The sequence below is a fragment of the Myxacorys chilensis genome (assembly GCF_059505265.1).
Window position 1 is genome coordinate 191,106 of sequence record NZ_JCACKG010000124.1, and the last position, 13,804, is coordinate 204,909.

15 protein-coding genes are annotated in these 13,804 nt (G+C 49.7%); 9 read left to right on the forward strand and 6 right to left on the reverse strand.

Annotated elements, in window-relative coordinates; genetic code table 11:
- Positions 1–30: 30 nt before the first annotated feature.
- Together AC5JLB_RS09680 and AC5JLB_RS09685 are read left to right on the forward strand one after the other, a co-directional pair.
- The gene (locus tag AC5JLB_RS09680) at positions 31–579 is read left to right on the forward strand and encodes a Uma2 family endonuclease (RefSeq protein ID WP_495873622.1); all 549 of its coding nucleotides are present in this window, start codon (positions 31–33) and stop codon (positions 577–579) included.
- Positions 580–626: 47 nt separating this feature from the next.
- Positions 627–1,259: a hypothetical protein gene (locus AC5JLB_RS09685; protein WP_495873623.1), complete on the forward strand. Its 633-nt coding sequence runs from the start codon at positions 627–629 to the stop codon at positions 1,257–1,259.
- A gap of 34 nt (positions 1,260–1,293) precedes the next feature.
- Here the strand turns inward: AC5JLB_RS09685 and AC5JLB_RS09690 are convergent, their stop codons facing one another.
- Positions 1,294–1,788, reverse strand: a complete 495-nt coding sequence (locus tag AC5JLB_RS09690; protein WP_495873624.1) for a hypothetical protein — start codon at positions 1,786–1,788, stop codon at positions 1,294–1,296.
- A gap of 20 nt (positions 1,789–1,808) precedes the next feature.
- Here AC5JLB_RS09690 and fmt point away from each other — a divergent pair, with 20 nt between their 5' ends.
- A complete protein-coding gene (gene fmt, locus AC5JLB_RS09695) occupies positions 1,809–2,879 on the forward strand; it encodes a methionyl-tRNA formyltransferase (RefSeq protein ID WP_495873625.1) in 1,071 nt (356 codons plus the stop codon).
- A gap of 47 nt (positions 2,880–2,926) precedes the next feature.
- On the opposite strand, the gene AC5JLB_RS09700 is transcribed toward fmt, so the two are convergent.
- From AC5JLB_RS09700 to AC5JLB_RS09710, 3 genes are all read right to left on the reverse strand, one after another.
- Positions 2,927–3,280 carry a DUF6464 family protein gene (locus AC5JLB_RS09700; RefSeq protein WP_495873626.1) on the reverse strand — a complete coding sequence of 118 codons (354 nt, stop codon included), beginning with the start codon at positions 3,278–3,280 and terminating at the stop codon, positions 2,927–2,929.
- Between the two features lie 128 nt (positions 3,281–3,408).
- On the reverse strand, positions 3,409–4,188 hold the full coding sequence (locus AC5JLB_RS09705) for an ABC transporter ATP-binding protein (RefSeq protein WP_495873627.1): 780 nt from the start codon (positions 4,186–4,188) through the stop codon (positions 3,409–3,411).
- Between the two features lie 51 nt (positions 4,189–4,239).
- Positions 4,240–5,370: a branched-chain amino acid ABC transporter permease gene (locus tag AC5JLB_RS09710; protein WP_495873628.1), complete on the reverse strand. Its 1,131-nt coding sequence runs from the start codon at positions 5,368–5,370 to the stop codon at positions 4,240–4,242.
- Positions 5,371–5,545: 175 nt separating this feature from the next.
- On the opposite strand from AC5JLB_RS09710, the gene AC5JLB_RS09715 reads away from it, so the two are divergent.
- The 4 genes from AC5JLB_RS09715 to AC5JLB_RS09730 all read left to right on the forward strand — a co-directional run bounded on the left by AC5JLB_RS09715 (position 5,546) and on the right by AC5JLB_RS09730 (position 8,723).
- Positions 5,546–5,764 (forward strand): hypothetical protein, encoded by a 219-nt coding sequence (locus AC5JLB_RS09715; RefSeq protein ID WP_495873629.1) that lies wholly within the window; start codon positions 5,546–5,548, stop codon positions 5,762–5,764.
- The gene (locus tag AC5JLB_RS09720) at positions 5,761–6,063 is read left to right on the forward strand and encodes a cytotoxic translational repressor of toxin-antitoxin stability system (protein ID WP_495873630.1); all 303 of its coding nucleotides are present in this window, start codon (positions 5,761–5,763) and stop codon (positions 6,061–6,063) included. The genes AC5JLB_RS09715 and AC5JLB_RS09720 overlap by 4 nt, the downstream gene beginning before the upstream one ends.
- A 138-nt stretch (positions 6,064–6,201) precedes the next feature.
- Entirely contained in the window at positions 6,202–7,794 is a 1,593-nt protein-coding gene (locus tag AC5JLB_RS09725; RefSeq protein WP_495873631.1) for a glucose-6-phosphate isomerase, read from the forward strand.
- A gap of 128 nt (positions 7,795–7,922) precedes the next feature.
- Positions 7,923–8,723: a hypothetical protein gene (locus AC5JLB_RS09730; RefSeq protein ID WP_495873632.1), complete on the forward strand. Its 801-nt coding sequence runs from the start codon at positions 7,923–7,925 to the stop codon at positions 8,721–8,723.
- On the opposite strand, the gene AC5JLB_RS09735 is transcribed toward AC5JLB_RS09730, so the two are convergent.
- Positions 8,709–9,041: a lysozyme inhibitor LprI family protein gene (locus AC5JLB_RS09735; RefSeq protein WP_495873633.1), complete on the reverse strand. Its 333-nt coding sequence runs from the start codon at positions 9,039–9,041 to the stop codon at positions 8,709–8,711. The genes AC5JLB_RS09730 and AC5JLB_RS09735 overlap by 15 nt on opposite strands.
- Positions 9,042–9,350: 309 nt before the next feature.
- Positions 9,351–9,986, reverse strand: a complete 636-nt coding sequence (locus tag AC5JLB_RS09740; RefSeq protein ID WP_495873634.1) for a peroxiredoxin — start codon at positions 9,984–9,986, stop codon at positions 9,351–9,353.
- A 459-nt stretch (positions 9,987–10,445) separates the two neighbouring features.
- On the opposite strand from AC5JLB_RS09740, the gene AC5JLB_RS09745 reads away from it, so the two are divergent.
- Together AC5JLB_RS09745 and AC5JLB_RS09750 are read left to right on the forward strand one after the other, a co-directional pair.
- Positions 10,446–11,210, forward strand: a complete 765-nt coding sequence (locus AC5JLB_RS09745) for a peptidylprolyl isomerase (protein ID WP_495873635.1) — start codon at positions 10,446–10,448, stop codon at positions 11,208–11,210.
- 43 nt (positions 11,211–11,253) lie between these two features.
- Complete coding sequence (locus AC5JLB_RS09750; protein ID WP_495873636.1) at positions 11,254–13,785, forward strand: type I secretion system permease/ATPase; 2,532 nt, start codon at positions 11,254–11,256, stop codon at positions 13,783–13,785.
- Positions 13,786–13,804: the final 19 nt, after the last annotated feature.

Consider the following 13,804-nt stretch of genomic DNA (forward strand, 5'->3'; position numbering starts at 1 on the left):
TAAAATAATAGAGAGGCTAACGGAGGCTCTATGCTTTTAACTGCTAAAGACCTTGAGATCGTGCAGGCACAATATCCCGACTACCGATTGGAGTTGGTAAACGGAGAAATCGTGATTATGAGTCCATCGGGATACGAGTCGGATGAGGTTGCTACGCGCATGTCAGCAAAGTTGTTCAATTGGGTGGATGAGCGACGCTTGGGGCGTATAACAGGGTCTAGCGCTGGATTTACTCTGCCAAACTCCGATACTCGCGCGCCAGATGTTTCGTTTGTAGAGGCAAGGCGGTTACGTCGGAGTCCACGCAGTTTTGCTGAGCTTGCTCCTGATTTGATGGTAGAAGTCAAGTCGCCCACCGATAGCCTAACAAAGCTGAGAGAGAAGATTGACGAATTTTTGGCGTTGGGAACAAGAGTTGGAATTTTGATTAACCCAGAGCAGCGTTGGGTTGAAGTTCGCCGCTCTCAGCAGGAACCAATCGTGCTGAAAGATGGAGAGATGCTGACGATTCCAGAACTTCTGCCCGGATGGGAGGTGAAGATTGAAGAGCTATGGTCGCCGGAGTTTGATGAGGAGTAAAGGCGCGATCGGGGCAAGGTATAGCTAGTGCGCTGCTTGGTAAGGATATGTATAGTCTGAATGATTGCGAATTTCAAGTTCAAGCAGAACCTGCTTTACAGAAAGTATTTGCTGATTATGCTTCCACAGGTCAGTGGTTCTCACCTACTATTACTGCTCGAAAGGTAATTTATCCCTGTTTTAGCAGCTTCGAGGAAGCACTTCCAGTAGACGCTTTAGTTGCTGCTGCTACTGCACTCGGAGACGAAGGGTGTTACATCACGCTTGATTGGAGAGCGCTGGATGAGCCAAATCACTGCTACATTCCTTTATCAGAATTGCAAGAAAGCTATGCGGGAGAACCCGGTAGTGAAAAGCTAATTGGTGCTCGGTTAGGTATGAATGTTTTTGGTCACTACACAACAATTTTCTCTGCTAATGGTAAATGGGGAATCAAAATCCTCGAAGCAGGACTAGCAATTCTAGGAGGAGTACCGGAGTTTATGGACATCCTTCAAACGTTAGTCCCCAGTTTAGACGAACAAATCCACTCTTTCTTGCATCAGTTGTTTGAAGATACTCCCCAAGATAATCCTGAAAGGGAGCCTTATTTTTCAGCGGAGTGGTTATACGAGATCCTATTTCAGGTGTATGGTCAGGAAGTAGCAGCAACAATGGTTCGAGAAGCAGGATTATTGTAGTTGGATAGAATTTAGATGAACGCTGCCTCACGGATCATACGGGCAAGTTATCAAAAATCTCTGACACAAGCCGCTTCGTTTTGTCATCCAATTGATTCCAATCCACCTCGCCTGCTTCATCCATCAAACTCGTGTCTACCTCAACCGGGCGATCGTCGGTTAAAGGTTGATTATCGGTTTGAAAACAAATTTTGTAGCACAGTTCCCACAGATCAACCGTCACCTGCCGATCGTTGTGCTCTAATTGCAATTCATAGCCTGGATAAGGATTCGGAAGATGCGACAAAGACTGCTCAATTTCAACCGTTTGCTCCGGTGAAGCCGTTTTAAGCTGCTCTTGCAGCCCCGCTACCGTTGCCTTTACATCCTCAGGAATTCCATCTGCCCACACCAAAACATCGCGATACGTCCCTTTCCACGTCGTTTCGTCTAACTGCTTGCGAAGATTATCAATCAGGCGGATAAACGCAGGCTGCATCAGCACTTCTGCCTGTTGCCACGTTTCTATATCTGCAAATCTAGGCTTCATCTCAAAAAGGTGAAAACGTAATGGGGTATTGGCTTCATACTAAAGGGTATCGCCTTACGCCAAAGTCCCTCTGCATGAAGATTGTTTTCTTTGGAACGCCGCAGTTTGCCGTTCCCACACTCCAAGCCTTGCTGTCAGATTCTAGGTTTGATGTCGTTGCGATCGTCACTCAGCCCGACAAGCGACGGGGACGCGGAAGCGAATTGTCGCCGTCTCCGGTTAAGGCCATTGCAACATCGCATCAGCTTCCGGTGTGGCAGCCCCATCGCCTTAAAAAAGACGAAGAAACTCTAGAAAAACTTCGAGCAACCGAGGCGGATGCGTTTGTCGTCGTCGCGTATGGACAAATTCTCTCGCAACAGATTCTCGACATGCCGCGTTTGGGCTGTGTGAACGTCCACGGCTCGATTTTGCCGAAATATCGAGGAGCCGCGCCGATTCAGTGGTGCCTCTACAACGGTGAAGCGGAGACGGGCATCACCACAATGTTGATGGATGCGGGTATGGATACGGGCGCAATGCTGCTAAAAGCCACCGTTGCGATCGCGCCCCTCGACACCGCCCCCGATCTCGCCGCTCAGCTTTCCACGCTCGGAGCCGATCTCTTAATCGAGACTCTACTGAAGCTAGAAAATCAAGAACTTCAGCCGATTCCACAAGATGATGCTGAAGCAACTTACGCGCCACTAATTAAAAAAACTGATTATGAGTTGGATTGGTCGAAGAGTGCGATCGCGTTGCACAATCAAATCCGGGGGTTCTTTCCCAACTGCACTACGACCTTTCGCGGCAGTGCGCTTAAAGTCATGGCAACCCTTCCCCTAGACCCCACGGTGCTAACCCAGCTTCCGTCAGAGTTTGCCACACTTCAGCAAGAAACCTCTAGTTTGACTTCAATAGACCCATCCGAAACGGTAGCTCCACTCGGAACGATTGTGGCGATTCTTAAAAATCGTGGAGCGGTCGTGCAAACGGGAGACGGACTATTGTTGCTAAGGGATGTTCAGCAAGCTGGTAAACGCGCTCAGTCCGGGTGGGATTTTGCCAACGGCGTGCGGTTAGAAGTGGGCGAACAGGTGACCAGTGGATGAACGTTACCAGTCAATGAACACGTGAAGGCGTAATTCAACCGAATTGCCTACGCAGGATCGTAATAGCGGCATCCTTCACACGGCCCTTCTGGATTCACTGCACATCGCACAATCTCCGATCGCGCACTATACGCGCAGGTTGCATCGCCCAACACCCAACGCCCTGCAACTAAACTCCGTTCTACCGGATGTTGCGTTTTCTGAACGTAAATAGCAATTTTGTGCAATCGATAGCGTCCAGACCTCAACTGATAGCGATGCCGACGTTCTAAAACCGTATACGTCTGACCCTCTAAATCAAAGTATGTGCCCGGTTGCGGAGACCAATCGAGATGTACGTTTCCAAGGGACTGCTTTGGATGATTCAGAATAACCTCTGTTGGCAGAGTAGTTTGCTCCATGAGAAATCGTGGTTGAAAAAGTGTGTTGTCAACAACTCAGAATCTTCTCGATGGTAGCGCGATTACTTCGCAATACAAAATTCGGACAAAATTCGGAACTTGTAATTAGGAAAGCCGAAGCCATGACTTTACTTGCCCAAATACGCTTCTAGAACTTGAGAATTGGTTTGGATTTCCGCTGGTGTCCCTTCTGCGAGATTTTTACCTTCTGCTAACACCCACACGCGATCGCAGATCGACATAATCACGTCCATGTTGTGTTCAATCACGAGAAAGGTGAGACCTTGGCGATTCCAATAGGTAATGTATTCACAAATTTGCTTGATTAACGTCGGGTTCACCCCCGCCGCAGGTTCATCGAGCAGAATTAATTTTGGGCGTGTCATCAGCGCCCGCGCGATCTCTAACAGTTTGCGCTGTCCGCCAGATAATGCACCCGCATAGTCGTTGGCTTTCGCCGCGAGTCCGACCGATTCGAGGATTTCTAAAGCGCGATCGCGGGCGTCTCGTTCTTCTTGGGCAATGCGTCCCGGCAGAAACCACGTACTCCAAAATTTCTCCCCAGTTTGCTGCTGCGCGGCCAACAGCATGTTATCCATCACCGAGAGCCGCGATAAAACCCGCGCCACCTGAAACGTACGAGTCAGGCCTCGTTGAGCAATTTGGTAGGGTCGCAATCGCTCAATTGGCTCTCCATCAAACAACACGCGCCCCTGATCCGGTTCGATGAAGTTTGACAATAGATTAAACAAGGTTGTCTTTCCGGCTCCATTTGGGCCAATTAATCCAGTAATGCTGCCTTGGGCTACCTCAATCGATGCATCATTTACCGCTTTTACGCCACCAAAACTTTTCATCAATCCTGTTGCAGACAGAACCGGCATGGGCGATTTGGAAAGGTCAGTCATCGTGCTTTGCTTCAATCCAATTACGTCTTCTTAATTACTTCCCAAGGTTACTTACTTACCGAGGGTCAGTTCGTCTTTATTGCCTAACACGCCTTGAGGACGCCAGATCATCAGCACCATGAGAATTAAGCCGATCACCATAATTCGCAGTGCGCCCACCTGATCCGCGGCGATCGGGAGCCGTTCTAAGTCTCGTGTTAAGGCCGTATACGCCCAATAAATTCCCGCACCTAACAGCGTTCCGGCATTGTTTCCAGCACCACCCAGAATCATGATAATCCAAGCTTGAAACGTCACCAGGGGTTCAAAATTGGTCGGGTACACGGTACTCAACTGCCAGGCAAAAAACGCGCCCGCAATGCCCGCAATAAAGCCCCCCAGCATCAGCGATTGCAGTTTGTAAGCAAACACATTTTTACCTAATGCTTTCGCGACTTCTTCGTCTTCCCGAATGGCTTTTAGCACCCGTCCCCACGGCGATTTGACCACTCGTTCTAGCGCCCAAAAGACGATCGCTACCGTGATCAGCGACACGAACAGCAAACCATTGGCTGCTGGACTACTGCGGAAATTGTAAAGCGCGATCGCACTGACGAGCCAAAGCCGAATTCCCAGCAGTACCAACAGCCCAGAGCCTATCGCCACCATCTGCTTCTGCAAATTCTTTGCGCCTCGAAGTTGGTGAAGAAACCGCCTGCCTAACTTCCACAGCGCCAGCCCAAAAATAACGGTGATCACAGCAACCATACCGATCCGGGTCGCGACGGTCGGACGAAAATTCTCCAAGGGCAGCGGAAAACTTTGCACCCCAAACGCGCCTTTGGTGAGCCATCCTTCGTTCAATGCAACTAATCGCACGAGTTCCGACACGCCAATCGTCACGATCGCGAGATAATCCTCCCTCAATCGCAGTGTCGAAAACCCCATCAGCAACCCCAGCAATGCCGCTAACATCGCTCCAATCGGAACTGCGACTAGCAATGGCACACCCGCCAAACTGAGCAAAGTCGTGCTATAGGCCCCCACGGTCATGAATGCGACATGACCAAAATTAATCAGTCCGGTGTAGCCCCATTGGAGATTGAGTCCCAGGCTGAACAGCCCATACAGGGCAACCGACGTGATCAGAAAGACGAGATAGCCAATAATGCCCGTGTCAAACGAGAACAGATAGTTGAACACAGAGGTAGCAATGAACGATTCTGAAATCCTATCGTAATGAGGAACACGAACCGTAGAAATTGCTACGAAAGCTTACGAAGGCGGCTCAGTTTAGCGCAATTTCGGCTGGAGCAATGGGCACTCTGAAACCACACCTCGCCTGCGTTCGTTGGCACACCTGCTCTCCTCTGCCCTTATGAACTTCCTTCGTAGTCGCGCTCACAATCTGATTGATCAGCTCTCTGATGACGAATTAGAAACTCTGTGGGGAGTCCTCGAACCGCTCTACTGCGATCTCTACATGCTAAGAGCCATTCAAACCGCCAAACGCGCTCACAACCCCGGCGATACACTTACCCGCGAAGAAGCAATTCGACTCCTGCCCCTCCTCCAGAGCGCACCCCGTACCCTATGAACATCACCAAACCTCTGACAATGGGAGGCACGATTCTCCCGTCACGGCTTGAAGTCCGCTACGATCGCGCCTTTCTCCTGGATCTAAAAGGCTTAGAAACAGCAGCTTTTCAGCGCATTCAGCAGTTTGTATTTAACGAGTTTTTCCAAACTGGCCAACTGCAAGAATTAGCAGAATTTCAACCGCTAGGCACAAGCGAGATTTTTTATCGATTTACAATCGACGCCTATTTGATTAGTGTTGAGATCACGGGACAGATCATCAAATTTTTACGAATTCTGCCCAAGCCAACCGTCTAGAAAGGCCGTCCTTGGGTGGCACGATGTGACAAATTTCTTAAATTTCCCCCTCTAGTCCCTAGTTCGGTGTCTGTTGCGCTTATAAACTGAACGTTGCGCTTATAAACTGAACAGAGAAATGACGCAAGGGGCTTTGATATGAATGCTGCGGCACTTTGGCAACGCTACCAAGACTGGCTTTACTACCATGACGGCTTGGAGGTGTATCTCGATGTCAGCCGGATGCGATTTGATGATCGCTTTGTTGAGCAGATGCAACCTAAGTTTGAGAAAGCCTTTCAAGACATGGCAGCTCTAGAGGGAGGCGCGATCGCTAATCCTGACGAACATCGTATGGTCGGCCATTACTGGCTGCGCGATCCTGACCTTGCACCCAACGAAGACCTCAAACAAGACATTATTCAAACGATTCAAGACATTGAAGTTTTTACACGCAAAATTCATCTCGGTGAAATTCGTCCTCCCCAAGCCGAGAAATTTACCGATATTCTATCGATCGGCATCGGCGGATCAGCGTTAGGACCGCAATTTGTGTCTCAAGCGCTTGCCGCATCGCCACTGATGGCGATCCACTTTTTTGACAACACCGATCCCGCAGGCTTCGATCGGATCTTATCCGGGCTGGGCGATCGTCTGCGAAGCACACTCGTTCTCGTCATTTCCAAGTCCGGCGGCACGCCTGAACCCCGCAATGGCATGTTAGAAGCTCAGCGCGCTTATCAGCATCAGGGCCTAGACTTTGGCAGGCACGCGGTAGCCGTGACCGGATACGGTAGCGAACTCGACAAACTCGCCAAATCTCAAGGCTGGCTGACGACGTTTCCAATGCACGATTGGGTTGGTGGACGAACATCAGAACTTTCGGCGGTCGGTCTACTTCCAGCCGCTTTGCAAGGCACTGATATCCAAGCGATGCTCTCCGGTGCCAAGGAAATGGATGTTGCCACTCGTGTGCCCAAAATGAAGGACAATCCTGCTGCCCTGCTGGCGCTCTCTTGGTATTTTGCAGGCAACGGCAAGGGCGAGAAAGACATGGTGGTCTTGCCTTACAAAGATAGCCTGCTTCTCTTTAGTCGATATCTTCAGCAATTGGTAATGGAGTCGCTCGGTAAAGAGAAAGATCTAGACGGAAACGTTGTTCATCAGGGCATTGCTGTCTATGGCAACAAGGGCACAACAGATCAACATGCCTATGTGCAGCAACTCCGAGAAGGCGTCCCAAATTTCTTTCTCACGTTTATCGAAGTTTTGCACGATCGCCAAGGTACGCCTGTTACTTCCGCCATTGAAGTCGAGCCAGGTGTGACTTCGGGAGACTATCTATCGGGCTTACTCCAAGGCACGCGCAAAGCTATTTATGACAACGATCGCGACTCGATTACCGTGACGATCCCGGAAGTAACTCCCCGTCACGTTGGCGCCCTGATCGCGCTGTACGAACGCGCCGTGGGGCTTTACGGCTTTTTAGTCAATGTCAATGCCTATCACCAACCGGGTGTCGAAGCGGGTAAAAAGGCGGCGGCAGTCATTTTGGAGTTGCAGCGCAACGTGATTCAGGCGTTGAAACAAGAAAGCGGCCCCATTACGATAGACGCCCTAGCAGCTAAAGCAGGTGCGCCTGATGAGGCAGAAGCAGTTTACAAAATTATCCGGCACTTAGCGGCCAACGATCGCGGCGTCAAGCTTCACGGCAGTGCTGGACAGCCAGGACGTTTAACCGTAAGTCTATGAGCTTGATCTATGTAAATCCATAACTGATGAAAGTTTCATCAAAAGTTCGTGAAGTTTGCCCCTTCTAGAACAGTGACTTGCTATTCTTTTCATTGAGATGGAACGCTACTGTTCTAGAGGTTTTTTGGATGCGTAACTCACTTCGATCCGGCGTTTTCTTAGCTTCCTTGTTGGCGTCAAGCGCTTTAGCGGCGAGTGACACCATTGCGGCTGATCCAATTCCATCTTCCACTAGGCTAACTCCGCTGCAAACAACACAGGGGTCACCGTCGCAATTCAATTCCTCTCCGCTAGGACCGTTCCAACTTCCATCAGGAACCACTTCAAATTCCCTAGGAGCAACGCGAGATCCATTAAGGACGCAGCGATCGCCAGACTTTGTTCAGCCAAACTTCAACTCCCAAATTCGCCAGAAAGAAGCGGATGGGATTCCGCAGGTTCGTCAACGACGGATCGACGCGACTCCCCAAGTCCGCCAAAAAGATCAAGACTCCTTTCAGCTTCCGCCCCGCCGTCGTCAACCTCAATCTACAATCCGGCGTTATGAACCTACTCCAACGGGCGCGGTAGGGGGAATTAGAGGTCAAGTAACGGTTAAACCCATCTGCTCGGTTGCATCTGTGACCGATTGCGTTGCCCGTCCTTATGTGGGTACACTGAATGTCGTTAGCTTAGACCGCACCCAGCGTGTACGCATTAGAACAGGTAATCAGGGAGAATTTCAACTTCAGCTACTGGAAGGGATCTACGTCATAGAGCCTGAAACTGGATCTTTCCCTGCTTTGAGCCAACGGACAGTGAGAATTGTGTCTGGTGCGATTCGGGAAGAGGAGATTGCGTTTGAGGGCTACGTTCGAGACGCTGAACAACTCGGCTCCTCTTCCCAAAATGTTCGACAGGCCGAACAACGCCGCTCATCCTCTTTCTAAAAAGCTTTCTAGTTCTTCAGTCCGTTGCCGAGTCAGCCGTTCAATACAACTCTGCTCTATCATGGGCGCAATCGAACCCCCTGCATATCTCTGCTGGGCAAATTTGCAGTTTTCATCTCGAAATTTAATCCACGCGAGTTGAGCCTCGACCAACAGATTTCCCAATGCGGTGCGATCGTAGGCTGACTGAACTCGTCGATATACCTGATTGAGGGCGCGATCAGCGGCTTGCGATGCATTGGCGGCACAGAGGTTCATGTCTTGCTGAGTTTGCGGATCTCTACAATCGGGTTGCCTTGCTACAAGTTCGGCACTCACAGGTTTCGTCAGGATGACAACGCTACAGCAGGTTATCCACCCTATGAGTTGAAACAAAGGTTTTCTCATTGGAGTAGGGTCTTGGTTTTATTGATTAGAGTGTCTCAGGAGATTGTCTCAGGTTTCACACGATTCTTGGGCAATGGGTCAAGTAAATTGCCGTAGAACCTAATCTGTTTAGCAAGCAAGACTATGTTATTAAAAGACCAAAGTCATTAAAAAACCAAAGTCATTAAAAAACCAAAAAAATGGGTAAGCATTGCTCACCCACCCTAAAATCACAGTAAAAAAACGCTGAAGCGATATCCTCTAACGGTTCGGTTGAGGAGTCATCCGCAAATAGGGTCTCACTTCTGTCACCCCTTTCGGGAATTTCTCCCGTGCGGCATCTGTCGGAATCGACGGTACAACTACCACATCGCCGCCATCTGTCCAGTTTGCTGGAGTGGCAACGCTATAGTCGTCCGTCAATTGCAACGAATCAATCACCCGCAAAATTTCTTCAAAGTTGCGTCCAGTACTAGCAGGATAGGTGAAGGTGAGCCGCAGCTTTTTGTTGTTGTCGATAATAAACACCGATCGCACCGTCAACGTATTATTAGCGTTGGGATGGATCATGTCATAGAGGTCAGAAACTTTGCGATCGGGATCAGCCAAAATCGGGTAGTTCACACTACAGCTTTGGGTTTCGTTGATATCTCCAATCCAGCCTTGGTGAGACTCAGCGGTATCGACGCTCAGAGCGATCGTCTTGACGTTGCGCTTGTCGAATTCAGGCTTGAGCTTTGCTACTTGGCCTAGTTCGGTTGTGCAAACCGGAGTAAAGTCAGCGGGGTGGGAGAAAAGTACAACCCAGCTATCACCAGCCCAGTCGTAAAAATCGATGGTTCCTTCAGAGGAGTCTTGTGTAAAGTTGGGAACGGTGTCGCCAAGTCGGAGAGCCATAATGTTCTTGTTTTCCTTTGCGATCGCAGATAGTTACTAACTGATCATGCCATAAAACTCCGGTTTTCCGGTCGGAGTTTAGATCTATTCACGATTTTAGCGAATAACGGGGACAAATCTTAGGGATTGTAATGCAGCCTCAAATTAAGGATGTGACCCTCTCCCAGAAGCAAAGACTTCTCATTTAATCCTGATGAAAGCAATTAGTTATAGAGAATCTACTTAGGTCAATTTTTGTCATTCTCCGTTCAAATACTCAAACATGTTCGGTAAGGGCAGTCAAACTCTTTTAGAAAGTTTTAGCAATTGGTTGAAATTGCTGAATCGAAATGGGCGGGTTTTAGAGTTTAATCACATTGGTTTACGTTAAATCCCTGAACCACCTCTAAATGTTTATTAAAGTCCCATTTGCCCTGGGCAAGATACCATCTGAGTTAGACCCTCACAGAATTGACATTCATGGACGCTAAAGCTTTTCTAACAGTCGATGAGGAAGCCCTTTCTCTGAAACAGTGCCTCCGCTATTTACAAACATCAGGTAAGCTGCAAGGCTTCCTGGGCGATATTTTACGTCAGTATGTTTTAGAGCAAGAACTCAACACCCGCGCAGACTTAGCCATTAATCCTGCTGTTATTGAGCAAGCCGTCATTGATTTTCGCCTCCAGCAACAGCTTACCGATCCGAAAGTGTTTCAGGACTGGCTTAATCGTAATGGTTTAGACTACTCCACGTTTCATAATCAAATTTCATCTAACTTCAAAACAGAAAAGCTTAAGCAAGTTGCGACTGAACCGAAACTGCAAGAGTATTTTATTGAACGCAAGGTTTTTCTCGATCGCGTGGTGCTGTCTCGCATCATGGTAGAAAATCAGGATCTCGCCGAAGAACTCAAAATTCAGGTGAAGGAGGGAGCCAGCTTTGAAGAGTTGGCACGAGAGCATTCGGTAGCGGACGATCGCATTGCCAATGGCATGATGGGACCCGTTAGCCGGGGAACCATGCCCGATGTTGTTCGAGCCGCGATCGATTCTGCTAATGAAGGTGATCTGGTTGGGCCGCTTGAAATCGACGATCGCTGGGCGCTGTTCCGAGTCGAGCAAGTGTTGCCTGCATCACTTGATAATTCTCAATTGAGCCAGATGCTGCGAAATGAGTTGTTTGATCGGTGGATGGGTGAGAAAATCCAGAAAATGACCGTCAAGCTGCAAGTTGGTGAAGAATAATCGCGACCGTTTTGATCTGCTGTCCCCCAGTTCTGAGTGTTAGATGCTTACAAACGACATTACCGCCAATCTTCCGTGGGAAGCGCCGCCCCTGTGCTTCCTCAGCCCTGATCAGCAAGTCCAATTTAGAACAAAAGCCGACATTCGGCGGTATCGGTTAGGACAATTGCTGTGGTCAGAAGAAACGCCAGGGCTTCAATTAGTGGTATTGAGTGGCAAAGTCCGGCTGGTTTCGGAAGAAGAAAAGACGATTTTGCTCAAGCCCGGAGAATGGGTAGGCGATTTGCTGGATCTGCCGGGCTGGAAGGCACGGGCAGCAAGTAATGATGTCGTTGTCGTACAGTGGAGGGCAGAGACGTGGGCATCGTTGTCTTCGGCTGATGTTGAACGCTTCTGGGCGATTCAGCGCGCTCGCTACCAGCCCCAAACCGATGTTTCTCCCCAACCTGTCACAAGTTTTCCGTTTGTCTCGGGCATGAATCCGGGAGCGGCCTGTCTGACGATGGTGGCCAACCATCTGCAAAATCCGGCTCAGCTAGAGTGGGTGCAACGGCAGTTGAGAGGACAACGCCCCACAAATTTAGTCGATGCGGCTGAGAAATTGGGGCTACAGTTGCGGCGCATTGAGTCTACCTGGCAGAACTTACGGCTGCTGAATTTTCCGGCACTGATGCAATGGGGAACGCCAAATAGTGAGCCCCATTGGGTCGTGGCTTACGGCGTCAGGGGCGATCGCTTGATCATTGCTGATCCGATGAATCCCACCATGACGTGTGAGGCGATGCATCGCTCGGCGGTGCAGCAATCTTGGAACGGGACACTTTGGCAAGTCGAGGCGATTCAGAAGCAGGAGCGGTTTAACCTCAGTTGGTTTTTACCTGCGGTGTGGAAATATCGCGGGCTGCTGATCGAGGTACTTGTTGCCTCAATCACATTGCAGATTGTGGGTTTGGCGACGCCGTTGATTACTCAAGTCGTCATCGATCGCGTCATGGTGCAAGGTAGCGTTTCGACGCTAGATGTCATGGCGTTCGCGCTACTGGGTGTTGCGATTTTTGAGGCGGTTCTAGGTATTCTTCGCCTATTTATTTTCACGCACACTGCCCGCCGCTTGGATCTGAGTCTTTCGGCGCAATTGTTTCGTCACTTGATGCGGTTGCCTCTGGCTTATTTTGAATCTCGTCGGGTGGGAGATACCGTGGCGCGGGTTCAGGAGTTAGAAAACATTCGTCAGTTTTTGACGGGAACGGCGCTGACGGTTGTACTGGATTCGATTTTCTCGGTCGTGTATTTGGCGTTGATGTTTTTCTACAGCATTCCGCTGACGGCTGTGGCGCTGGCCGTGTTGCCCTTGTATGCGGCACTGACGCTGACGACAACTCCAATTTTGCGAAACTGGCTGAACGAGACGTTTAACCGCAGTGCCGATAGTCAGTCGTTCCTCGTCGAGACGGTGACAGGGATTCATTCGGTCAAAGCGCACGCGGCGGAAAAACCCTCGCGCGATCGCTGGGAAGGACTATTTGCTCGCTACATTCGCACCAGCTTTAAAGCCTCTACAACGTCGAATATCAGCAACAACTTAGCTGACTTTCTCACGAATTTTTCCTATCTGCTGATTCTTTGGGTCGGGGCGCATCAGGTGATTGGGCAAAACCTAACCATCGGTCAGCTAGTTGCGTTTCAGATGTTGTCGGGACGGGTGACAGGTCCGTTGTTGAGATTAGTTCAGCTTTGGCAGAACTTGCAGCAGGTGTTGCTATCGGTCGATCGAATTGGAGATATTCTCAACGTTCCCCCTGAAGCGGAGCCGGGATCAGGATTGGTCTTGCCGCCGCTTAAGGGACAAGTGACGTTCGATCAAGTGTTCTTCCGGTACAACCCTAATCAAGAACCTGTTCTAAAAGGCATTTCGTTTACGACTGAGCCTGGAATGCTAGTGGGTGTGGTCGGCCGGAGCGGTTCAGGGAAGAGTACGCTGTCTAAACTGTTGCAACGGCTTTATTTACCCGAGGCGGGTCGAATTTTAGTCGATGGATTTGATGTCAAGAGCGTCGATCTACATTCATTGCGGAGTCAAATGGGCGTTGTCTTGCAAGAAGATCTAATTTTCAACGGGACGATCGTTGACAACATTACTCTTGGACGCCCAGATATTAGCGCCGAAGATGTAGTAGAAGCGGCTCGACTCGCGGTTGCCCATGACTTTATCAGCGAACTGCCTCAGGGTTATGAGACCAACACAGGAGAGCGAGGCACAGCGCTTTCGGGAGGCCAACGTCAACGAATTGCCTTAGCCCGACTGTTTCTGTCTAATGCTCCGGTGCTGGTGTTGGATGAAGCAACGAGTGCGCTTGATAGTGAGACCGAACAACAAGTACTGCACAATCTTCAGCAAGTGGCGAGCGATCGCACGGTCTTCCTAATTGCTCACCGCTTCGCACCCCTCAAGAAGGCAGATTTAATTCTGGTGATGGAAAAAGGCGTGATTGCTGAGAAAGGGACTCACGATCAGTTGCTGCGATCAAAGGGTCTGTATTGGTCGCTTTATCAACGGCAGCAAGCATCAGTTTAAGCCCACTGTCATGTCTTGC

What these genes read in the sequence shown, in the direction of transcription:
- AC5JLB_RS09680 (WP_495873622.1), top strand. Translation starts at nt 31, where the DNA reads ATGCTTTTAACTGCTAAAGACCTTGAGATCGTGCAGGCACAATATCCC.
- AC5JLB_RS09685 (WP_495873623.1), top strand. Translation starts at nt 627, where the DNA reads ATGTATAGTCTGAATGATTGCGAATTTCAAGTTCAAGCAGAACCTGCT.
- AC5JLB_RS09690 (WP_495873624.1), bottom strand. Translation starts at nt 1,788, where the DNA reads ATGAAGCCTAGATTTGCAGATATAGAAACGTGGCAACAGGCAGAAGTG.
- fmt (WP_495873625.1), top strand. Translation starts at nt 1,809, where the DNA reads ATGGGGTATTGGCTTCATACTAAAGGGTATCGCCTTACGCCAAAGTCC.
- AC5JLB_RS09700 (WP_495873626.1), bottom strand. Translation starts at nt 3,280, where the DNA reads ATGGAGCAAACTACTCTGCCAACAGAGGTTATTCTGAATCATCCAAAG.
- AC5JLB_RS09705 (WP_495873627.1), bottom strand. Translation starts at nt 4,188, where the DNA reads ATGACTGACCTTTCCAAATCGCCCATGCCGGTTCTGTCTGCAACAGGA.
- AC5JLB_RS09715 (WP_495873629.1), top strand. Translation starts at nt 5,546, where the DNA reads ATGAACTTCCTTCGTAGTCGCGCTCACAATCTGATTGATCAGCTCTCT.
- AC5JLB_RS09720 (WP_495873630.1), top strand. Translation starts at nt 5,761, where the DNA reads ATGAACATCACCAAACCTCTGACAATGGGAGGCACGATTCTCCCGTCA.
- AC5JLB_RS09725 (WP_495873631.1), top strand. Translation starts at nt 6,202, where the DNA reads ATGAATGCTGCGGCACTTTGGCAACGCTACCAAGACTGGCTTTACTAC.
- AC5JLB_RS09730 (WP_495873632.1), top strand. Translation starts at nt 7,923, where the DNA reads ATGCGTAACTCACTTCGATCCGGCGTTTTCTTAGCTTCCTTGTTGGCG.
- AC5JLB_RS09740 (WP_495873634.1), bottom strand. Translation starts at nt 9,986, where the DNA reads ATGGCTCTCCGACTTGGCGACACCGTTCCCAACTTTACACAAGACTCC.
- AC5JLB_RS09745 (WP_495873635.1), top strand. Translation starts at nt 10,446, where the DNA reads ATGGACGCTAAAGCTTTTCTAACAGTCGATGAGGAAGCCCTTTCTCTG.
- AC5JLB_RS09750 (WP_495873636.1), top strand. Translation starts at nt 11,254, where the DNA reads ATGCTTACAAACGACATTACCGCCAATCTTCCGTGGGAAGCGCCGCCC.